Source organism: Pelovirga sp. C15f, from assembly GCF_057178085.1.
The window spans coordinates 36,276-56,591 of the sequence record NZ_JBXUCV010000009.1 but is presented as its reverse complement, the minus strand read 5'-3'; the positions used below and the strand labels follow the sequence as shown (position 1 = coordinate 56,591).

Sequence of the window (20,316 nt, the reverse complement as noted above, 5' to 3'; positions counted from 1 at the left end):
TGTTTTGTCTCCATCGCTTTTGCGATTGCTGTCAGCTGTAGGTCTTTTCCTCAGTGTGTTTTTCTTTGGGTGAAACTGAGAAAGCACGTCTATTTTATCATGCCACCCCTTCCAGCTTTTCTTCCAGAACAGCAAGCCGGCTTTCAGCTTTCATCAGAGCTTCGCGCAGGTCGGCAGCCTTCTGCTTTTCTACAGCGGCTCGTTTATCGGCATCAGCATGCTGGTTCCGTGATTGTTCCAATTCCGTTCGGAGATTATCACACTGGTTTTCAAATTTGATGGCATGTGCTTCGGCCATGGCAAGCTGGTGCCCTGTTCGGGCGTTGTCTTGCCCAAGCATTTCTGCTTTATCGTGCAATTGCCGGTTGGCCTCCCGTTGATGGACCAGGCTCTGCTGTAAATGAGCAATAGCATGATCGGCAGCAGCCTGCGCTTTGGCCGATTCCGATCGTTCCTGATCCCGCACTTGCGTCAACTCTTTAAGATGAGCGGCCAACCCCTCAGCCTGATTTTCCATTAGCGCCAAAGAGTCAAGGGCTTCCTGTTCACGCCGTTTCAATCCCTGGATCTGATCATGTAAAAGCTGGGTGTTTTGGCTGATTTTATTTGTGATCTCGGTGTTGATGGCCGCCAGTAGGGAAGCAGACAATCCAGTGGCGGCTGCCAAGGCTTTTTGTGCGTCAATCTCTTCCACTTGGATCATCAGTCTGTGTACCGTTGACATGCCGCCACCGGTGATGGCCAGGACATTGCGACGACTGATTCGCTCTCCCTGCTGTTTCAGGTTGGCAATGGCCTGCTGGACGTTTTCGAGGGTAATGGGTGTTTTCATGCCATTTCTCTTTTGTTACGGTAACGTTTCGGCGATAACGCTACCGTAACGTTACCGGCGTCTATCGTGTGATGAGTAGGGGAGGTTGATAAGTATGGCTTCTTTTTGGCCCTCTGCATATCGAGCCCGGCACTCAAACGATCACAACAGGCCACTAGGTCTGCCATATCGTACCTTGGGACCGGTTTGTTGATTTTCCAGGTCAACAGATAACGCAACTCCTGCGCTCCTTCAGGCCACTGCTGTTCAAGCTTGCGCAGATAGGGTGAGAGAACCTCCAGGGTTAATTTGTCATGATCCATACAGCTGCCCAGCGAGGTTCGCGTCATCATGCTGGTCAGGGTCATGATCTTGCCAATATCATGAAACAGCATCGCAACGATGCCTAACTCGTAACTGTTCCGGGAATAATCCCGATGGCGTTCCAGCATCTGAACGCTGTCTAAACTATGATAGAGCAGGCCACCGGGATAATTGTGGTGATGACGTAAGCTGGCTGGAACTGAGATAAAGGCAAAGGTAATCCCGTCATCCGCCAGCACCGCCTCAACAAAGTTCTGCAGAGCCGGAATAGTGATCTGACGCAGGACATATTCCAGATCAGTTAACATTCTTGGAATAGGGCAGAGGCTCTGGGGAATCAAACGAAGCACTTCTCCCGACGTCTTTTCAGTGGTTGGTACCATGTTGCTGACGTTGACACGCAGTTGCCCATCGAAAACACGGGTAGCTGCCGTCACCTGAATCATTACATAGTTGGGAAGATACAGCTCCCGATAGAGATGTTCATCCCAGATGTAGGAGGGCAGTGACCCTGTGCTGTCTTCCAGCATGAACTTTAAATAGGGGTGACCATGTCGGGATTCACAATAAGCAGCATCGCGCAGACGATAGGTGCTGGTAAACGCTCCTGGTTGGTACAATTTTAACGCCTCAACGCTGTACATGATGTTCACCTCCATTCATGCGAGCCATCAGCAGATTCTCAAAAGCGGATCCATCCTGCCGGGTCAGATTGGGAACAAAGCGCGAATACACGGTAAAGAGCATTTCCGTTGAGGTATGCCCCATCTGTCGGGCGATCCATTCCGGATTCTCACCAGATGCCAGCCACAAGGTCGCCATCGTGTGACGAGTTTGATAGGCCCGCCTGCGCTTGAGTCCAAGATAGTTCAGGGTGGTGAGCCAGATCCGTTTGGTTACATTGTTGTGGTTTAAAGGTTCACCGCTGCGGTTACAAAACACGAACTTACCTAAATCGCCGGTGAGCTCCCGTTGGCGCAATAAGGCTTCTTCCACCATCGTTGTCATCTGGATTTCCCGAATGGATCCCGGCGTTTTAACCGTTTCAATACGGCCCTGAACCAAAGCTTCGCGGATCAGAATCTGGCGCCGCTCAAAATCCACATACTTCCACTGCAACCCGTCAATCTCGCCGGTGCGCATAGCGGTGAAAAAGCGGACAATATAATAATCACGGTAATCGGCCCGAACCTTTGCGATAAACAGTTTCACTTCTTCCAGGGTGAAGGGCTCGACTTCGGTTTTTGGTACCTTGAGGGATTTAATCCCGAAATAAGGCGTGGTAAAGTGGAAACGGTCAGCTGCGTCATTCAAGATCATGCGCAATGGCGTCATGATGTGGTTGATGCGATCAGGTGACAGACCTACTTTGTTTCCGTTCGAAACTTTGGCGAGTGTGGAACGGAACTTAAGGATGTCTCCCTTGGTGATGCAGCTGACCTCTTCTTCTCCAAACGCCGGAATCAGGTGGCGATCAATAGTGCCCTTGATGGTTTTCTGATAACTGATCTTCCAGGCGATTTCGTTCTCCTGATACCACTCTTGGGCAAAATCCTTGAATAAGGGTGTCGCAGAGTGGCTTGCCCTGGGTTTCTTTTGAACAGGTGCCGCAGAAGCCCGACCAGAGAAACGAGCTACGTTGCTACTGTCGGGGAAATACTTTTCGTATTGAAAAGTTCCCTGCTGAATTTCCCGGTCAATCTGGACCATGAAGGATTCGAGCTTCTTCCTGTTGGTCGGATTGTCATCAAGGAGAGTCTGCTCACGGCATCGGGTGCCTTGATAGCGAAAATCAAAAAACAGCATTTTCCCTCGTGATCGAATGCTACCCATAACAGACCCCTCCATTTGCCATAGGAATGCTTGGTTTTTCATTCATGGACTGCTTCACCATGTCTCGTTCAATCGCGTCCCACATGTAAAGGACGCGCCGTCGACCAAAAGGCCGGATATAGTGGATGCCTTCGATAAGGACGGCATCTTTTAGCGCAGTTCGAATGTAGCGAGCGTCATAACGAAGTCTTTTAGCCAATTCCTCTGTTGTTAAATACGTTTGTTGTTCCATTGTAGTCTCCTTTCTACGTTTGATGTTTAAAAACATCATATATCGTTTTTAAGTGACTGTCAATCACATTCTATGATTTTTTTTTACATTTGCATCAAGCATTCATCGGTTGTTGCTTGATATGTGTCCAGCATCAGGGTATTTTGTTAAAGCTTGAATTGATGAACAAAGAAAGGAGTTACATGTGATTCGCTACAGATTGCGTGAACTGATGGCCGATTATCATTTTCGAACAGGCAATAGGTTAACGTTCGAAGAAATTGCCACTGAAACGGGAATACACCGAACGACTCTTTCGAAAATTGCAAATCAGCGTAATTACAACACGACAACCGACAACATCGACAAACTGTGTCTTTTTTTTAAATGCCAGATTGGCGATCTAATGGAACATGTCCAAGAAATCGATACCTAATGATATTGATTTGTCAGCCCTACCTTTTTTGCTAGAAATTTCCTGATTCTCAGCAAACCTCGCCCCCAGTCCTTTATGAAAACCAATCATGTATTTGTTACAACAATAATTGCTCGAAATCCCCTGAAGGTAGTGGATGATAAGCCCCCTGTGTCAGCATAGTTGTCGCCTCAAATAACAACTGAGAGGAGACAATCCGTCATGCCAATGAGATATTCCCCAGCCTTCAGGGCCCTGATGATTCAGAAGATGACTGATCCGGATGGGCCAAGTCCAATTTCTTTAGCCGACGAAATAGGCGTTTCACGCAGCTCACTCTATCGATGGGTGAGTGAAGCTGATACGCTCGATATTCCTGTTTCAACTGAACCGCCATCCTTTGCTGAATCCATGAAGAGGCTGTCTAATATGAAACGACCACAAGACTGGAGTGCGGAAGAAAAACTGGCGGCCGTCCTGGAAGCGGCTGCCCTTTCTGAAGAAGATCTCGGCGTATTTTTACGTAGCCGAGGTTTACATGACGCGCAACTTCAGCAGTGGCGCGATCAGATGCTTATTGGTCTTGAACCCAAGGCGGTTAAACGCTCAGAAAGCAAGCGTATCCATACGTTGGAGAAGGAGCTTCGGCGTAAAGATAAGGCTTTAGCAGAAACTGCGGCCTTGCTGGTTCTCAAAAAAAAAGCACAGGAGATTTGGGGGGACGAGGACGACGACACCGATCATTAGAGCGGCAGCAAGCTCTTGATCTTATCGCTGAATCCGTTCTTCGGGGTGCCAGATTAACGCCTGCAGCCGAAATGCTGGGACTGAGCCCCCGGACAATTCAGAGGTGGATCCAACAGAGGGGTGGCGAGGATCGTCGCCATGGACCGTTGACCGTGCCTGCGAACAAATTGACGCCAGACGAACGGCAGAAAGTCCTCTTGATCGCCAACGCGCCGAGCTATCGGGAGCTGTCTCCCAAACAGATTGTTCCCCGTCTGGCCGATGAAGGCAGGTACGTTGGATCGGAATCGACCTTCTACCGTCTCTTGCGCGAGGCGAATCAACTGGCCCACCGGGAACGCTGTCGTCCAGCAACGCACCGACGGCCCCGTGAGAAAGTGGCTACCGGTCCATGTCAAGTGTGGTCATGGGATATTACCTATCTGAGGTCGACGATCACCGGGCGCTTCTTTTATCTGTACCTGATCCTGGATGTCTGGAGTCGAAAAATCATGGCGGCAACCGTCTTCTCCACAGAGTGTGGTCAAAATAGCGCTCTGCTATGTGTTGAGGCCTTTCACCGCCACGGTGTCGATCCAAAGGGGCTGGTTTTACACTCAGACAACGGAAGCCCGATGAAGGGATCCACGATGCTGGGCACCTTGCAAAAATTGGGCGTTGTACCGTCATTCAGTCGTCCGGGCGTCAGCAATGATAATCCATTTTCAGAGTCGCTGTTCCGCACGTTAAAGTATCGGCCCGAATATCCGTCACGCCCATCTGCCTCCGAGTACGAGGCCCAACGGTGGGTTGACGCATTCGTTCATTGGTACAACACCGAGCACCAGCATAGTGAAATACGCTTTGTGACGCCGGATGATCGGCATTATGGGCGAGAGGCTGCTAAGCTGAAAAAACGGAAAGACGTTTATGAGCAGGCACGACAGAAGAATCCCTGTCGTTGGACCCGGCAAACTCGAAACTGGGAACCGGTTGAAATAGTTCGACTTAACCCTGAACGGAAAAGGACCCCCGAAGAGACCCTTTGTTGCGAAGCGGCATAATGAGACTGAGGCGACAACTATCTTGACACCCGCCGGAAAAGTAGCATCAGGAAACTATGCCGTGTTCAATTCTTCCCAATTCTCGTACCACCATATCGCTCCCGGTTGAGGTATCAAGAAGGGACCATGGCGCGACTCCTCCCAAAGCGATTGACTCTTCTTGTAGCCAAGCACGGGCTTCTGCCTTGTCTTCAAAGACTTCGGTAGCCCGAGCAAAAACATCAGCAAGACGTACAAGGCCATCGGAGACTTTCGTATTGTAGGCCCCTTTAGAATTCTGTTTTTGAATAGTTTTTGTGCTGACATGGATAATGCGCGCTAAATCTTCCTGGGAAACGCCGTAGGCCTCTGTGATACGGCGACTTACTCCAGGCGATAACCCTTTTCGGACACGGTAAACAATATCTACAGGTCCACGCAGTTTAAGACCCATAATATCTGCAAGCGACTCAATCCTTGAAGTTGGCATTTCTACCTCCATTTTTTGATAATTTTCCTGCTAAGTTAAGACAATAGTCAAGAAATCATCCAGGAGCGTCATTTTACAATATCTATTGGATCAGATTTTAAAACAGCTAAATGAGGGTGGGGTGGATGCCATTTAATTTTTGTCATCAACCCTGAGATGCTCATGGCTTCTTAATTGAGAGATACGCAACCGATTTCCACCATCGGAGTAGTTGGTCTTTTTGCATTCAAACGTAGAGGTGGGTATCAATATTTATGGGGTGCTTGGGGTTACCAAAAAACATGTTTTGAGAAGTAGGCAAAGGTCAAAAGGGCTATATTTTTTTATATTATTTTTGTCAAATGACGTGTTGGCATCAATATTGAATTTGTAACTGATTGTAAATACATGGGCACGGTGCCCATAATTGGGCAAAGGTCGTTTGGGCACGGACCGTTACCCTCGGGAAAACCGCAGATTTGCCGAGGGTAACGGTCAAAACCATAAGTGGATGGGCACGAGTTGGGCACAAAATGGGCACAGGATGGGCACAGACACAAAAAAAGGGCCTGCCAAAGTCGCTAACCCCTTGATTTTACTGGCGCGCCCGAGAGGATTCGAACCTCTGACCTCTGCCTCCGGAGGGCAGCGCTCTATCCAGCTGAGCTACGGGCGCATGGGGGACGTTTATACGCCATCTGATGTGCGATTGCAACCAGGAAAGATTCTCGTGAGTCTTGGCACAGTCCTGTTTTCGACTCATAATAGTGGCTGATATCACGGCGTCTTGCTGGTTATAATAATATCAACAGCTATTGTGCCTGAGCGTTATAGGAGCTGCGATGGTAATAAAACCCCTGGTGGTGATGATTGCTATATTCCTGGGGGCCTGGCTTGGCTGGTTGGGGGGTCGTCCGTGGGGAATCATGACCGCTTATTTTGTCGCGGTAGCAGGAGCTTCTGCTGGTCTGTATGTCGGGCGGCGCATTCAGTATCATCTGGATGATGATTGATCTGCACTGTTGCCGACTACTTAATGGTGCCGCTTGTCTGGCGATTATCCTTGTCCTGTCCGACTGTTTGGATTGTTTTAGAGGGGCTGATGACCGGTTGTACACAGTGGCTGTTGATAACCGCGTGGGCTACTGTTGATGAACGTTGTTAAGCAAAGGTTGTAGCAACCTTTTGTCCTTTTTGCACAAAGTTTAACCATCCGTGCCCGGCACTATCCCCGGCAGTGGTAACTGCCGGGGATCTAGAGTAAAACTATTTTTTCAGCGATGTCATATCGATGGAGAAGCGATATTTGACGTCCGACTTGAGCAGCCGCTCGTATGCTTCGTTGATTTGCTGAATGGCAATGACTTCGACGTCGGCGGTAATATTGTGTTCACCACAGAAGTCGAGCATCTCCTGAGTTTCTTTGATCCCGCCGATCAGCGAACCGGAAAGACTCTTGCGCCCGAACAGTAGTGCAAAAGCTGAAACCGGCAATGGCTTGTCCGGCGCTCCCACCAGGGTGATATTCCCGTCGAGTCCCAGCATCTGAATGTAGGCGTTGATGTCATGCTCGGCAGCGATAGTGTTCAGAATAAAATCGAAACTACCGGCATGCTGTTTCATCTGATCGGCATTGGTCGAGATAATCACCTCATCGGCTCCCAGGCGCAGGGCGTCATCTTTTTTGCCGGGGGAGGTGGTAAAGACGACGACCCTGGCACCAAAAGCTTTGGCGAACTTTACCCCCATGTGACCTAATCCCCCCAGTCCGACGACGCCAACCTTCTTGCCGTTGATATTGCCCCAGCGCCGGATCGGAGACCAGGTGGTGATGCCGGCGCACAACAGCGGTGCGACCCCGGCCAGGTCAAGGTTGGTAGGAACGCGCAGAACAAAGCGTTCATCAACGACGATATCTTCCGCATAACCGCCATAGGTTACCGGTGCGGTTTGATGCTTGTCGGGGGAATTATAGGTAAAGGTGGCGTTGGCGCAGAACTGCTCGACATGGGCCTGGCAGCTCGGACAGATATGATCTGAATCAACCAGGCAGCCGACCCCGACTATCTCTCCCGGTTTGTGACTGGTGACTGCCGAACCGACTCTGGTAACCCGCCCGACAATCTCGTGTCCGGGCACACAGGGGTAGACGGTTGGCATGACGCTGTTCCACTCGTCGCGTACCGTGTGAAGGTCAGAATGGCAGACGCCACAAAACAAGATTTCGATCTGCACATCATGCGACGTTGGTTCGCGGCGCTTAATGGTGGTGGCGGTAAGGGGCAAGGTGGCGCTATCGGCAGCGTAGGCTTTGGTGTTGTTCATGCTTTTCTCCTGACTTGGTTGCAAATGACAAGGCTTCTGTGATGCCCTCTACACTCCAGGAAGGCTTTACCTATTGTACGTCTCAAGCGGCAACTCCACAACCAGCCGTAACGGAGAATTGTCAGAATGCAGCTAACTTTATCATGGGTAGATCTCCCGTCGACAAGGAAGCAGGAGCAGGAGTGGTGCGACACGGACATATGGCATCACGCACCACCAAATGCCGCCCTGATACAGATCCAGTGGTCACAGTGAGTAAACGAACCTGCAAAATGAACCCTTGATTAATGGTTGACTGGCGGCTACATTAGTGTATCTTTATTTTTTGTCTGAGTGACTTTATTGCGGTTCGTTGCAGCAGTTCTGACTGGTTTCGGAATGGCGAGTCAGCGGCTGTGCATCTATTTACAAGGATGAAGGACGATAAACCAAGTTTAAACCGCAGCATGTCATCCATCGCCCTCGCTGCCGGCCCTCTGCCGCGCTGCTGGTGGCGCGGTATAATTCAGGAGCTCACCCATGAAATTCTCTCTTTGGCCAGAGTCGATCAAAGCCAGGGTCACCTTGAGTGCTCTGGGCGTTTTTCTGCTCAGCTTGTGGGTGCTCGCCTTCCTGACCGCCATGCTTCTGAAACAGGATATCAGTCAACTGGTGACCGACGCTCAAAATTCTGCTGCCAACCAGATGGCTTCACAGATTGACCGGGAGCTGAAAAGCCGGTTGGATGCGCTGGGGCAAAAAGCCAGGCTGATTGGCAGCGATCTGATGACGAACCCTGTAGCTCTGCAGAATATGCTTGATCAAAACCCATTGCCGGCAAGTTTTTTCAATGTCAGTGTGCTGGTTGTTAGCAGAGATGGAACCGGTATTGCCGATAGCCCTTATCTGCCGGAGCGCATCGGCATTAATTACCGCGAGCGGGTCGATGCTTTTGCTGTTGCTCTGGATGAAGGGCGTGCCAATGTCGGTAGTCCGCTGATGGGCCTGTCAACCGGACAGCCACTCATTCCTCTTGCCGTACCCATCCGTGATGCCGCCGGACAGGTGATCGGTGCCCTTGGCGGCGCCATCGATTTAAACAGGGCGAACTTTTTTGATGATCTGACTGCCCAGAGTTATGGTCGTACCGGTACTTATTCGGTCATTTCCAGGAGCAAACGGATCATTGTCACATCATCGAACCCTGATCTGATCATGTATGAACTGCCGGCAGAGGGAATCAGCCCGGTGCTGGATCGGGCTATTCTGGACGAAGATGGAACCTATCTTTATACCACTGTCCAGGGCGTCGAGACCCTGACCACGGTGAAAGGACTGGAAGCAACAGACTGGCAGGTTGCGGCGATAACGCCGGTCGCAGAGGCCTTTGCCCCGATCGCGGTCATGCAAAGGCGTATGACCCTGATTACCCTGGCCGTTACCCTGCTGGTCGGCATTGTTGTCTGGTGGTTATTGCAGCGTCATCTGCGGCCAATGCTGACTACCGTCGACCATATCAGTGCCCTGACAGCTTCTGCAGAATCGGGGCGGTCTCTGCCACTGACCGGTCGCAAAGAGGTTGATTCCCTCATCGGCGCTTTTAATCGGCTGCTGGAGCAATTGACCGCGCGTGAAGAAGAAAACAAACGATTCAAAACCATTGCCGACAATGCTGTCTATGGCAAAGCGATTGCAGATCTTGAGGGAAAGCTGGTTTATGTCAACAGGTTTCTCGCCGAAATTCATGGTTATGCTCCCGCAGAACTGATTGGTAAAAACCTTGCCGTGCTGTATCCGCCGGAGCAGCTTGACAAAGTCACCAAAGCCATTGATCTGCTGCACCAGGAGGGGCACCTTTCTCCTCGGGAAACCTGGCATGTTGATCGTAATGGCCGAACATTCCCGCTGCTGATGAGTGTTCTGCTGCTCAAGGACGACCAGGGAAATCCTGAGTATATGGCGGCCTCAGCCGTTGATATCACCGAGCGCAAAGCAGCCGAAGCTGCTCTCAAGCAGAAAAACGAAGAGCTTGAACAGTTTGTTTATATCGTCTCCCACGATCTCAAAAGCCCGTTGATCACCATCAATACCTTTCTTGGTATGCTGCAGGAAGACATCGCTGATAATAACACTGCAGGGGTTACAGAAGATCTCCAGTTTGTTAAGGAAGCGACAGATAGGATGGGACATCTTTTGAGTGCCCTGCTGCAGCTTTCGCGTATAGGCCGGATTGATTCGCTAGCGCAAACGCAGACGGTGAAGAAAATAGTTGATGACTGTCTGCATATCCTGGCCGGCTCTCTGCATCGACGACAGGTCGAGGTGCAAGTTGCCGATCTGCCCTGGCAGTTGCACGGTGACCCGCTGCATTTTGGCCAGATCTGGCAGAACCTGATCGAAAATGCTGTTAAATATATGGGTGACCAGCCCCGGCCACGTATTGAGATCGGTGCTGCAGAACAGGACGCGGGGCTGGTATTTTATGTGCGCGATAACGGTATCGGCATCGCCCCCGAACACCATCAACGAATTTTCAATATCTTTGCTCAGCTTGACCGCAACAGCGATGGCACCGGCCTCGGGTTGGCTCTGATCAAGAAGATTGTCACCTCTTATCAGGGGCACATCTGGGTAGAATCAGCCGGGGAGGGGCAAGGCAGCTGTTTCCGGTTTACCTTGCCGATGGCGGTAGATTCAACCCTGGCGAAGGGTTCCGATCAGGGGGACGGGTCAACATGAGCAGAATACTGATCACACTCGTCTGTGGTTTGTGGTTTTTTGGCTGTGCCGGCGCTGCTCACGCCGATTCAGTTGCTGCCGCGGGCTTGCGCGGGGCAAGCTTTCGGGTCGCGGTGTTACGCGATTTCCCTCCTCTATACATGGAAGACAGTCAGGGGCGGCCCACGGGTTTTGCCGTCGAACTGCTCGAGACCATTGCTGCTGAAGCCGGATTTTCCGTCGATTATATTGCCAGTGAGAACTGGGGTACGGCCGCCCAACTTATACGCGATAAAGAAGCTGATTTTGTGCCCGGATACGGTATCAATGACTACCGCCTGGCAGAATTTGATTTCACCGTGCCGATGGAGAGCATCCCCGTTCGGGTTTTTGTCAAGAAAGGTGACCGGCGCATCCGCAGAATAGAGGACCTTGCCGCTGCCGGATTCACAACGGCGGTTATCAATGAGGGTGCCGCCCATGTCGAACTGCGACGGCGCGGTGGTTATCTTCTGGCGCTGGAAAGCAATATTGATGAGGGGCTCAATGCCCTGCTGGCAGGTAGCGCGGATGCCTTTATTTTCCCCGAACCGGTGTTGCTGCAGAAATTGCGCTCCATGGGGCTGGAAGGATTTGTCGAGGCAGTGGATGAACCACTGCTCACCCTCAAAAGGGGGTACCTTTTTCGCTCGGGCGACGAACATCTGGAGAGGTTCAACCGGATCCTGTCGGAGCTGGTCGGGTCTTATTATTATGCCGGGTTGTTGAAAAAATGGTACGGTGAACCTGAACCTTTCTGGACGATAAAAAGAGCGATAATCTTTATGTTCTTATTGGCCGGTGTGTCGGCGACGTTGCTGGTATTGTGGAAACATCATTCCGTCAGACGTGTTAACAAAAAGCTGAGACGAAGTGAAGGGCACCTCGCCGCAAAAAACCACGAACTCGAACAACTGGTTTATGTTGCTTCTCACGATCTGCGTTCTCCGTTGGTGAATGTGGATGGTTTCAGTCGTGAACTGGAATATTCCCTAAAGGACATCGGAACTCTGCTCGAGAAGGATGATACGGATCACGCCACGATTGAACAGGTGCTGCGGGCTGAGTTTCCCGACATGCTACAGTCGCTTGAACGTATTCGCGGCAGTGTGCGACAGATGGATGTGCTGATCAAGGGGCTGCTCAAGCTTTCGCGTTCAGGGCGGACAGAACTTCAGATTGAAACGATTGACATGAATGGCCTGTTGCAGGAACTTGCCGGGTCTTTTGCCTACCGCATCAGGGAGGCCGGGATGGAGTTGGAGATTGGCGCGCTACCATCCTGTCTGGGTGATGCCCCCCAGATTACCCAGGTGTTTGCCAATTTGATAGATAATGCCATCAAGTATCGGGACAAGAGTCGATCAGGCAGAATTGATATCACCGGTACCGCGAATAAGGAGTGGGCCCTGTACCGGGTGGAGGACAACGGAATCGGCATTGCGGAAAATCATCAGGCCAACATTTTTGAATTGTTTCACCAGCTTAATCCCGGTAGCGAAGGCGGTGAGGGTTTGGGGCTGACGGCAGTCAAACAGATTCTCGGTCGGCTGGACGGTGACATCAGGGTCGAGTCCCAGCCGGGAATCGGTAGCGTCTTCACTGTCGCTCTGCCGACAGTCGCTAAAAGATATTTTAAAGGGTAACAGTGGATACTTTTATCAAAAAAAACCGTGATCCTCGAGAATTTTCACTGACGATTCAAAGCGTTCAAGCGATTCAAATTGAATACCGGTCAGAGTCGTGACGGGAATGACAAATAAATGGGACTCAGGCTGAAACTAATGGAGATAGCAGTATGAACCAGGAAGTTATTATTCTAATCGCTGAGGACGATGAAGGACACGCCCAGCTGATTCGTAAAAACCTGAAGAGGGCTGGAATTACCAACCGGATTATCCATTTCAAGGATGGCCAGGAGGTGCTCGATTTCCTGTTTTTTCAGGGCGAAGGACCGCACCGGCAGGCGGCACAAGCTTACGTCTTGTTGCTCGACATCCGCATGCCGAAACTTGGCGGGATCGAGGTGTTGGAGCAGATCAAGTCTGACCCGCAACTGCGAAAGATTCCGGTGGTCATGATTACCACCACCGATGACCCGCGCGAGGTTGATCGTTGCCACCAGTTAGGCTGCAGTAATTATATCACCAAGCCGGTTGAGTATGAGGCTTTTGTCAACGCCATCCGCCAGTTGGGGCTTTTCCTTGCCGTAGTGCAGGTCCCCAGCATCAGTTGAAAGGATTGTTAGCAATTGAAGATGGGGTATTAAAAAATTAACCCCTGCTGGCGGTATTCGGTTTTTCGCATTTTTACAGGAACTAGACGCGGTTAAGAACGATCCCCCAGTCACACGAAAAATGGGGGAATTTGCATTTTGGGGTGGCATGTTGCATGATTTTACGGATCATGTGTGGTTAAGGCTTGAGTGTTCTTTTGGGTTGTTAGGGTTTGAGAGGGTTTATGAGACAGGAACTCATTCGTATCCTGATCGTAGAAGATGAGTTGCCGCACGCTAACGCGATCATGCGCTGTTTGTTGTCAAGTGGTTCCGTTTATGAGGTTTCAATTGCTGACAGTCTGCAGCAGTGTCGCCGGCAGGTTAAGACCTTTTGCCCTGATATCCTGCTGCTTGATCTCAATCTGCCCGATGGTCAGGCGATAAGCTATCTCAAAGAGGATTCTGAAGATCGCGCTTTCCCGGTGCTGATCCTCACTGCTCAGGGTAGTGAGGCGCTGGCCGTTGAAGTCATCAAGGCCGGTGCTCTTGACTACATTGTCAAAACACCTGAAACTTTCGCCGCTATGCCGCGCATCGTTGAACGTTGCCTGCGGGAATGGGAAGCCCTGCAGGATCGTCACCGTGCTGAAGCGCAAGCCGGTCAGGCGCGGCAGGAGTGGGAGATGACCTTTGATGCCATGAGTGAGGTGATTACCATTCATGATAAGCAGATGAAGATCATCCGTGCCAACCGGGCAGCTTACCGGCTGACTGGCTTTTTGCCCGGAGAGCTGGTGGGTATGCGCTGCTGCGAGGCCTTGTGGGGTAAAACCAATGTCTGTTCTGACTGTCCGCAGGCTCAAACAATCTGGGATGGAAAATCCCATAGTGGAGTAGTGTATTGTCAACAGAAAGAAAAGATATTTGAAATAACCACGACACCTTTTCCCGCCACCAGCGATCAGGAATATTACATTCATGTCGCCCGCGATATCACGACCCAGAAGAAATATGAAAAACAGCTTGAGTTTCAGGCGACCCATGATCTGCTCACCGGCTTGACCAATCGCGTTCTGCTCAAGGACCGTCTCGATCAGGCCATCAACTTTGCCCAGCGCTCCGGTCGGATTGTTGCACTGGTTCTGCTCGACCTCGATCGCTTTAAGGTTGTTAACGATACCCTGGGACATGCGCTGGGGGACGAGCTCTTGTGTCATGTCGCCAGGCGACTGAAACAGACGGTACGGGAAACCGACACGGTTGCGCGTTTCGGCGGTGACGAATTTGTTGTCATGCTGACCCAGGTGGCCAACCGGGATGATGTCATGGCAGTGATCGATAATCTTTCTGCGGTGCTGACTGCTCCTTATGAGCTTGGTGAGCGGCGATTCAATCTGTCGGCCAGTGTGGGTGTGAGTTTGTACCCCAACCACAGTGATGATAGCGATACTCTGATCCGTTATGCCGATATTGCTATGTATCAGGCAAAAAAAAGTGGGAATTGCTGCAGCCTCTACAGCAGTGAAATGGAGTTAGAGGGGGTCGACACCCTGGAGCTGGAGAATGATCTGCATCTGGCTATTGACCATCATGAGCTGATCCTGCATTACCAGCCTAAGGTGGATCTGCGCACCGGACAGATTGCCGGTTGTGAGGCCTTGCTGCGCTGGCAGCATCCGCAGCGCGGGATGATCTCTCCCGCCAAGTTTATTCCTATTGCCGAACAGACCGGCCTGATTGTGCCGATTGGCAGGTGGGTCATGGAGGAGGCTTGTCGCCAAAGCCTGAGCTGGCAGGCTGCGGGGCTGCCCTGCATTCGGATTGCCGTTAATCTGTCGGCAAGGCAGTTCCGCCTGGGCGATCTGGCGGATACGGTGAGGGCCGTTCTCGAAAACTTCGGGGTCAGTTCAGATCTGCTGGAACTTGAAATAACTGAAAGCATGATCATGGACGATCCCGAAAGAGCCAGTAAAACCCTGCATGAACTGAAAAAGCTCGGACTTCATTTGAGCCTTGACGATTTTGGCACCGGTTATTCAAGCTTGAATTATCTGCGGCGCTTTCCCGTTGATAGTCTGAAGATTGATCAGTCTTTCATTCACGACGTCAGCACCGACCCGTCCGGGGCTTCCGTTGTTGCCAGTATCGTCGACATTGCCCATAACCTTAACCTCGTGGCCATTGCAGAAGGGGTGGAAACGTCCGCACAGCTGGACTTTCTGGTGGCCAACGAATGTGATGTCGTCCAGGGTTATCTGTTCAGTAAACCACTGCCGGCAGATACATTCGCTGCACTCCTCAAAAAGGGAGACCGCTGGCCAGTGGAAAAGATTCCGGTTTTCCAAAGTCCCTAACGAGCCCCTGTTGTTTTTTTCGTTTTGCAGCCATCCGCGAATCGTATCATGGTGGATTTCTCGTTATTGTTGCAACGATGATGCAAACGGGTATTTTTCGTTAATGATCGGCCGCTTTGCTTCCTTTTTTTCTTCTCTTTTGGGATGTATTAGCGTATTCTTACCTTGTTGTCTTTTTGTCTTTTGTTCTTCCTTATCCCGGCATTCATAGAGTGAACGACCCCGGTGTGCGTCAGGAGGTTTGATGCAGACAGCTCTTGCAGCTAAAAAATTCCGCTGGATCATCATTGCTCTTGGCGTGATTCTGCTGACCATTACCGTAACCGGAGCCTGGTTCTTTCAAAATCAGCAGGCGGCAATGCATGCTGTGATGGTGAGGGACCTTTCCGCTGTTGCCCAGCTTAAGGTCGATCAACTGGTGTCCTGGCGCGCGGAGCGCCTCAGTAATGCCGAACTGATTATCAGCAGTCAACCGTTCCTGCGTCAAGTTGCCAGTTTCCTTGCCGATCCCCAGACAGAAAGCCGCGAATTTATCCGCTCAAGGTTTATGAGTTTTCAGGCCAATCATCATTATCAGGATGTCGTATTGCTTGATCCTGACGCTACGATTCGATTGACCATGACAGGTCGCGACAGGGTTTTGTCCGATTGTTGCATTGATCTGTTTTATAATGCCATGGCTCAACGGCGCCCGTTGTTTACCCATATTTATCCTGATCCAATGACCCACAAGCCTTATCTGGCAACAGTTGCCCCACTTTATTCCGATGTCCGGGCCGAAACCGAGGCCATGGGTGCCGTTTTGCTGATCAGCAACGCGCAGGAACAGCTTTTCCCCATGATACAGGGCTGGCCGCTCCCGAGTGATACGGCGGAAGCCTATCTCGTGGCGCGCGACGGGGATGACGTGCTGGTGCTCAGTGATGTGCGCCATCGTGAAGGCGCTGCTTTAGATCTGCGGATTCCTCTGCAGAACACCAATGACCCTGCGGTAGCGGCAGTTCTTGGTCATCAGGGTATTTTTGAAGGGACAGATCATCGTGGCGTTTCTGTAGTCGCGGCAGTGTCGCCGGTGCCCGATTCTCCATGGTTCGTTGTTGTCAAAAAAGATGCGGTGGAAATTTTTGCTGAATGGCGATTTCGCGCGCTGATGATCAGCGGACTGCTGGCAACCCTGATACTGTCCATTGGTGCCATGGGGATTCTGTTCTGGCAACGTGATCGCAGGTTTCACTATGAAAGGTTGTACACTTCTGAGGCACTGTTGCGCGCTATTGTTGAACGTCACAGCATCATTTTAAAGGCGATCGGTGACGCTGTTATCGCCACCGATGCTACGGGTCGGGTCGAGTTGTTGAATCCGATGGCGGAACAACTGACCGGTTGGAGTGAAAGTAAAGCCCTAGGTCGTCAGCTTGATGAGGTGTTTTGTGTCGTCAGTGAAGAGACACGAACTCTGGTGGAAAGTCCGGTGGCCAAGGTACTGAAGGAGGGGGTGGTCGTAGGGCTCGCTAATCATACCCTGCTGATTACCCCTGATGGCAGCGAACGCCCCATTGCCGATTCAGGTGCCCCCATATATGATGATCAGGGAAATATCACCGGAGTGGTGTTGGTGTTCCGGGACCAGACCGAGGAGCGGCGCATCGAACAGGAACTGCGTGAGAGTGAAATGCGCTTTCGTGGCTTTGTGGAAAATGCCCATGATATTGTCTACTCGCTCTCGCCTGAAGGCATTTTTACTTATGTCTCACCCAACTGGATTGATTTTCTGGGTGAGGGGGCGCAAAATCCCCTGGGGCAACCTTTTGACCATCTTATTCACCCCGACGACCTGGTTCTGTGCCGCAACTTTTTTGAAACAACCCTGATTGCCGGTAAAAAACAGACCAGTCCTGAATACCGCGTTAAATCCAGCGATGACAGCTGGCGCTGGCATGTTTCCAGTGGTTCGCCGGTGACAGATGAAAATGGCCAGATCACTGGTTTTATTGGCATTGCCCGAGATGTTACTGAGCAGGTGAATTTGCGTGATCAGTTGCTGCAGTCACAGAAGGTCGAGGCAGTGGGGCAGTTAGCTGGTGGTGTCGCTCACGATTTCAATAATATGCTTGGGGTTATTCTTGGTAATGCCGAACTGGCTTTATCCAAAATAACGGCCGATGACCCCTTGTTCAAGCGGCTCACTCAGATTATTGATGCAGCCCAGCGTTCAGCAGAGGTGACCCGGCAGCTGCTGGCCTTTGCGCGCAAGCAGACGGTCGCGCCCAAAGTGCTCGACCTGAACGCCTCTGTAACCGGCATGTTACAGATGCTCGAGCGTCTCATTGGTGAAGATATTGATATCGCCTGGCGTCCCGGGTCCGATCTATGGCAGATTCGTATCGATCCGTCGCAGCTCGATCAGTTGCTGGCCAACCTGTGTGTCAATGCCCGCGATGCCATTGGTGGCGTCGGGAAGATTACCATTGAAACCGGTAATGTCAGTTTTGATGAAGAATATTGCGCCAGACATATCGACGTTTTTCCTGGTGATTATGTGTTGTTGGCGGTCAGCGATGATGGCTGTGGCATTGAGAAGAAGCTGCAGGCCCAAATTTTTGAGCCATTTTTCACCACCAAGGGGGTTGGCAGGGGAACCGGGCTGGGGCTCGCCACCGTTCATGGCATTGTTAAACAGAATAAGGGTTTTATCAATGTCTATAGTGAGTTGGATAAAGGAACAACATTCCGGGTTTATCTGCCCCGGCAGATTGGTGAGGTTCAAGAAATGATGACTCGTGAAAATTCCGCTATCCCATGGGGTCGTGGTGAAACCGTCCTTCTGGTTGAAGATGACCAGGCGATTCTGGAAATGGCCGGAACCATGCTCGAAAACCAGCGCTATCAGGTGCTGCCGGTATCCTCTCCCAGCGAAGCAATTCGCCTGGCTCAACTAAAAGAAGATTCCATCGACCTGATGGTCACCGATGTGGTGATGCCGGAGATGAATGGCCGCGACCTGGCCGGGATCATTCAGGCATTGCAGCCGGAGATGAAGGTCCTGTTCATGTCCGGCTATACCGCCAACGTTATAGCTCACCACGGCGTCCTGGATGAAGGTGTTCACTTTATCCAGAAGCCCTTCTCGGTGGCGGAGTTTGCCGTCAAGGTGCGGGACACGATCAAGGGATGAGAATCAGCCCGCCTAGCCGATCAGATCAAGGGTGGTTTTTTCCATCTCGGCAGCGGCTTGCAGGGCTTTGAGATTGGCCTGGTAGGCATGTTTGGTCGGCATCATAGTGGTGATTTCAGTGGCCAGATCAACGTTTGAGGTTTCAGTCAGCGAACCATCGGGCTGGTTGATCATGGTGCCGGGGGTGTTGACCACCTGGGGTTTTGCCGTAACCGTTCCCTTTGCACCTTCCTCAAGCACTACCCGCGATTTTTTAAACCCCTCGCTCTCGCTGTTGGCAATGTTATTGGCGCTGTTCGCCTGTCTTTTGCCAAGGGCATTCAGGGCGGAAATACTGGTACTGATGGAAAGGGTCATGGCGGCCTCCTCGTAGAACACAACTATAGAGAAGTCAGCTTTGTTTGTCAATTCACATTTATTGAGACTAATCAGTGCTCCCCAAAAATAACCCCCGCGGCTAATCGATAGCGACGGGGGTGGCAGAAAATGATACTAATGCTTCTTTTTTTTAAAGAAAATTTATGTTTTCGGTGGCGCTGCTGTTGAGGTTGAGATTTATCTCAATCGCATTCTTATCGTCAGTGGTCGCTACAATCCTATAGCTTCCACCAGGCAGGCTGATCTCATAACTGACCCCATCGGTGTCAGCGGCGACATTTAACTCCCTGACCACCACGACGGCGGGGGTGGCATCGCTGCAGGCAACCGTCTGGTAGAAGGTCAGGGTGACACTCTGATCTTCAGCAGGATTTGCTACGGTGACTGTGCCTTCAAGGGTGAAGGCTATATCTGCCGGTGTCAGATCAATATCGGCCAGTAATTGATCACCCCTTGTCAGGGTCAGGGGACTGCATGCCGGCAGGTACTCAGTTGCGGTGGCCACCAGGGTGTAGGTGCCGGGCATCAGGAACAGTTTGTATTCACCCTCGTCATCAGTAACGGTGCCTGCGTGAATGTGCAGCGGATCACCGGCCTGAGCACTGACGAAGGCACCAGCCAGTGGTGTGGATACTTCATTTATGGTGGTTGTGACCGTTCCCTCAACGCTGGTGTACTCGGCAACTTTTAGTACCTTGATGGTGGGTTTGAGCAGGTAGAGGCCACTAGTCCCTGCCTTGACAACGGAACGCATGGCGTCAAAATCGAGGAGCAGCTCGGTGGTCTGGCTTTCGTTGATGGTAAAGCCGCTGACCAGTTTGATGCCGGTTTGCGGGCCGCTGGGGATTTTGAGTTTCTCGATACTGTTGTCAGTCATCAACAGATAGTTGGCGTAGGGGTGGGGATTGTTGTCAAGGTTGGTGCCATTATCCGCAACAGCACCAATAATCAGGCGCATCTGGGTATAGTCACCCGCTGGCAGTCTTTCCTCACCGAGAACAACAGTGACGCCATTAACCAGTTCGAGCAGGTTATAGGTCGCCTGTGGGGTGGCTACAACCTCCCAGTTGCCGTCGGCACGATGGACGTCAACCTGATCGATGGTGACATAAATTGCCCGGTATTCCTGAGTGGTGCTGTCGGTAAGTGCGAGGGTAAGGGTTCCATCACCGCTACTGGAGCTGTCGCTACCGCCGCCGCCACAGGAAGCGAGGGTGAGGGTCATCAGAGCGGCAACCGAGAGCGTGAGGAACAGATATAGTTTCTTGACAGGCATAGTGTAACCTCCTTGGTTTCTT

At 51.3% G+C, this 20,316-nt stretch carries 16 protein-coding genes and 1 tRNA gene; 8 read left to right on the top strand and 9 right to left on the bottom strand.

Annotation, left to right across the window (positions count from 1 at the left end):
- Positions 1-97: 97 nt before the first annotated feature.
- Genes AC1931_RS14500 through AC1931_RS14485 form a run of 4 tightly spaced genes read right to left on the bottom strand, consistent with a single transcriptional unit; the run spans position 98 to position 3,200 of the window.
- Positions 98-832, bottom strand: coding sequence for a DNA-binding protein (locus AC1931_RS14500; RefSeq protein ID WP_483878001.1), 735 nt, complete (start codon positions 830-832; stop codon positions 98-100).
- Entirely contained in the window at positions 829-1,779 is a 951-nt protein-coding gene (locus AC1931_RS14495; protein ID WP_483878000.1) for a hypothetical protein, read from the bottom strand. Before AC1931_RS14495 ends, AC1931_RS14500 begins: the two co-directional genes overlap by 4 nt.
- Entirely contained in the window at positions 1,766-2,968 is a 1,203-nt protein-coding gene (locus AC1931_RS14490) for an Arm DNA-binding domain-containing protein (RefSeq protein ID WP_483877999.1), read from the bottom strand. The genes AC1931_RS14495 and AC1931_RS14490 overlap by 14 nt, the downstream gene beginning before the upstream one ends.
- Positions 2,961-3,200, bottom strand: coding sequence for a hypothetical protein (locus tag AC1931_RS14485; RefSeq protein WP_483877998.1), 240 nt, complete (start codon positions 3,198-3,200; stop codon positions 2,961-2,963). The genes AC1931_RS14490 and AC1931_RS14485 overlap by 8 nt, the downstream gene beginning before the upstream one ends.
- A 184-nt stretch (positions 3,201-3,384) precedes the next feature.
- On the opposite strand from AC1931_RS14485, the gene AC1931_RS14480 reads away from it, so the two are divergent.
- Together AC1931_RS14480 and AC1931_RS14475 are read left to right on the top strand one after the other, a co-directional pair.
- On the top strand, positions 3,385-3,615 hold the full coding sequence (locus tag AC1931_RS14480) for a helix-turn-helix domain-containing protein (RefSeq protein WP_483877997.1): 231 nt from the start codon (positions 3,385-3,387) through the stop codon (positions 3,613-3,615).
- Between the two features lie 207 nt (positions 3,616-3,822).
- Positions 3,823-5,384 (top strand): IS3 family transposase gene (locus AC1931_RS14475; protein ID WP_483878032.1). Its coding sequence is split into 2 segments (ribosomal slippage): positions 3,823-4,303 and positions 4,303-5,384, totalling 1,563 coding nucleotides; the frame shifts between segments, so codons are not numbered across the junction.
- Positions 5,385-5,430: 46 nt separating this feature from the next.
- On the opposite strand, the gene parS is transcribed toward AC1931_RS14475, so the two are convergent.
- Together parS and AC1931_RS14465 are read right to left on the bottom strand one after the other, a co-directional pair.
- On the bottom strand, positions 5,431-5,853 hold the full coding sequence (gene parS, locus AC1931_RS14470) for a type II RES/Xre toxin-antitoxin system antitoxin (RefSeq protein ID WP_483877996.1): 423 nt from the start codon (positions 5,851-5,853) through the stop codon (positions 5,431-5,433).
- Positions 5,854-6,431: 578 nt separating this feature from the next.
- A tRNA-Arg gene (locus tag AC1931_RS14465) sits at positions 6,432-6,508 on the bottom strand.
- 166 nt (positions 6,509-6,674) lie between these two features.
- On the opposite strand from AC1931_RS14465, the gene AC1931_RS14460 reads away from it, so the two are divergent.
- A complete protein-coding gene (locus AC1931_RS14460) occupies positions 6,675-6,845 on the top strand; it encodes a hypothetical protein (RefSeq protein WP_483877995.1) in 171 nt (56 codons plus the stop codon).
- 253 nt (positions 6,846-7,098) lie between these two features.
- On the opposite strand, the gene AC1931_RS14455 is transcribed toward AC1931_RS14460, so the two are convergent.
- A complete protein-coding gene (locus tag AC1931_RS14455; protein ID WP_483877994.1) occupies positions 7,099-8,157 on the bottom strand; it encodes an NAD(P)-dependent alcohol dehydrogenase in 1,059 nt (352 codons plus the stop codon).
- 519 nt (positions 8,158-8,676) lie between these two features.
- Between AC1931_RS14455 and AC1931_RS14450 the strand changes: the two genes are divergently transcribed.
- The 5 genes from AC1931_RS14450 to AC1931_RS14430 all read left to right on the top strand — a co-directional run bounded on the left by AC1931_RS14450 (position 8,677) and on the right by AC1931_RS14430 (position 18,640).
- Complete coding sequence (locus tag AC1931_RS14450; RefSeq protein WP_483877993.1) at positions 8,677-10,875, top strand: sensor histidine kinase; 2,199 nt, start codon at positions 8,677-8,679, stop codon at positions 10,873-10,875.
- Positions 10,872-12,539, top strand: a complete 1,668-nt coding sequence (locus tag AC1931_RS14445; protein WP_483877992.1) for a sensor histidine kinase — start codon at positions 10,872-10,874, stop codon at positions 12,537-12,539. The genes AC1931_RS14450 and AC1931_RS14445 overlap by 4 nt, the downstream gene beginning before the upstream one ends.
- A gap of 152 nt (positions 12,540-12,691) precedes the next feature.
- Positions 12,692-13,129, top strand: coding sequence for a response regulator (locus AC1931_RS14440; RefSeq protein ID WP_483877991.1), 438 nt, complete (start codon positions 12,692-12,694; stop codon positions 13,127-13,129).
- A gap of 224 nt (positions 13,130-13,353) precedes the next feature.
- Positions 13,354-15,465: a GGDEF/EAL domain-containing response regulator gene (locus AC1931_RS14435; RefSeq protein WP_483877990.1), complete on the top strand. Its 2,112-nt coding sequence runs from the start codon at positions 13,354-13,356 to the stop codon at positions 15,463-15,465.
- A gap of 244 nt (positions 15,466-15,709) precedes the next feature.
- Entirely contained in the window at positions 15,710-18,640 is a 2,931-nt protein-coding gene (locus AC1931_RS14430; protein WP_483877989.1) for a PAS domain S-box protein, read from the top strand.
- Positions 18,641-18,652: 12 nt separating this feature from the next.
- Here the strand turns inward: AC1931_RS14430 and AC1931_RS14425 are convergent, their stop codons facing one another.
- Together AC1931_RS14425 and AC1931_RS14420 are read right to left on the bottom strand one after the other, a co-directional pair.
- Positions 18,653-18,997, bottom strand: a complete 345-nt coding sequence (locus AC1931_RS14425; protein ID WP_483877988.1) for a flagellar basal body rod C-terminal domain-containing protein — start codon at positions 18,995-18,997, stop codon at positions 18,653-18,655.
- Positions 18,998-19,148: 151 nt separating this feature from the next.
- Positions 19,149-20,294, bottom strand: coding sequence for a DUF4382 domain-containing protein (locus AC1931_RS14420; protein ID WP_483877987.1), 1,146 nt, complete (start codon positions 20,292-20,294; stop codon positions 19,149-19,151).
- Positions 20,295-20,316: the final 22 nt, after the last annotated feature.

What these genes read in the sequence shown, in the direction of transcription:
- AC1931_RS14500 (WP_483878001.1), bottom strand. Translation starts at nt 832, where the DNA reads ATGAAAACACCCATTACCCTCGAAAACGTCCAGCAGGCCATTGCCAAC.
- AC1931_RS14495 (WP_483878000.1), bottom strand. Translation starts at nt 1,779, where the DNA reads ATGTACAGCGTTGAGGCGTTAAAATTGTACCAACCAGGAGCGTTTACC.
- AC1931_RS14490 (WP_483877999.1), bottom strand. Translation starts at nt 2,968, where the DNA reads ATGGGTAGCATTCGATCACGAGGGAAAATGCTGTTTTTTGATTTTCGC.
- AC1931_RS14485 (WP_483877998.1), bottom strand. Translation starts at nt 3,200, where the DNA reads ATGGAACAACAAACGTATTTAACAACAGAGGAATTGGCTAAAAGACTT.
- parS (WP_483877996.1), bottom strand. Translation starts at nt 5,853, where the DNA reads ATGCCAACTTCAAGGATTGAGTCGCTTGCAGATATTATGGGTCTTAAA.
- AC1931_RS14460 (WP_483877995.1), top strand. Translation starts at nt 6,675, where the DNA reads ATGGTAATAAAACCCCTGGTGGTGATGATTGCTATATTCCTGGGGGCC.
- AC1931_RS14455 (WP_483877994.1), bottom strand. Translation starts at nt 8,157, where the DNA reads ATGAACAACACCAAAGCCTACGCTGCCGATAGCGCCACCTTGCCCCTT.
- AC1931_RS14450 (WP_483877993.1), top strand. Translation starts at nt 8,677, where the DNA reads ATGAAATTCTCTCTTTGGCCAGAGTCGATCAAAGCCAGGGTCACCTTG.
- AC1931_RS14445 (WP_483877992.1), top strand. Translation starts at nt 10,872, where the DNA reads ATGAGCAGAATACTGATCACACTCGTCTGTGGTTTGTGGTTTTTTGGC.
- AC1931_RS14440 (WP_483877991.1), top strand. Translation starts at nt 12,692, where the DNA reads ATGAACCAGGAAGTTATTATTCTAATCGCTGAGGACGATGAAGGACAC.
- AC1931_RS14435 (WP_483877990.1), top strand. Translation starts at nt 13,354, where the DNA reads ATGAGACAGGAACTCATTCGTATCCTGATCGTAGAAGATGAGTTGCCG.
- AC1931_RS14430 (WP_483877989.1), top strand. Translation starts at nt 15,710, where the DNA reads ATGCAGACAGCTCTTGCAGCTAAAAAATTCCGCTGGATCATCATTGCT.
- AC1931_RS14425 (WP_483877988.1), bottom strand. Translation starts at nt 18,997, where the DNA reads ATGACCCTTTCCATCAGTACCAGTATTTCCGCCCTGAATGCCCTTGGC.
- AC1931_RS14420 (WP_483877987.1), bottom strand. Translation starts at nt 20,294, where the DNA reads ATGCCTGTCAAGAAACTATATCTGTTCCTCACGCTCTCGGTTGCCGCT.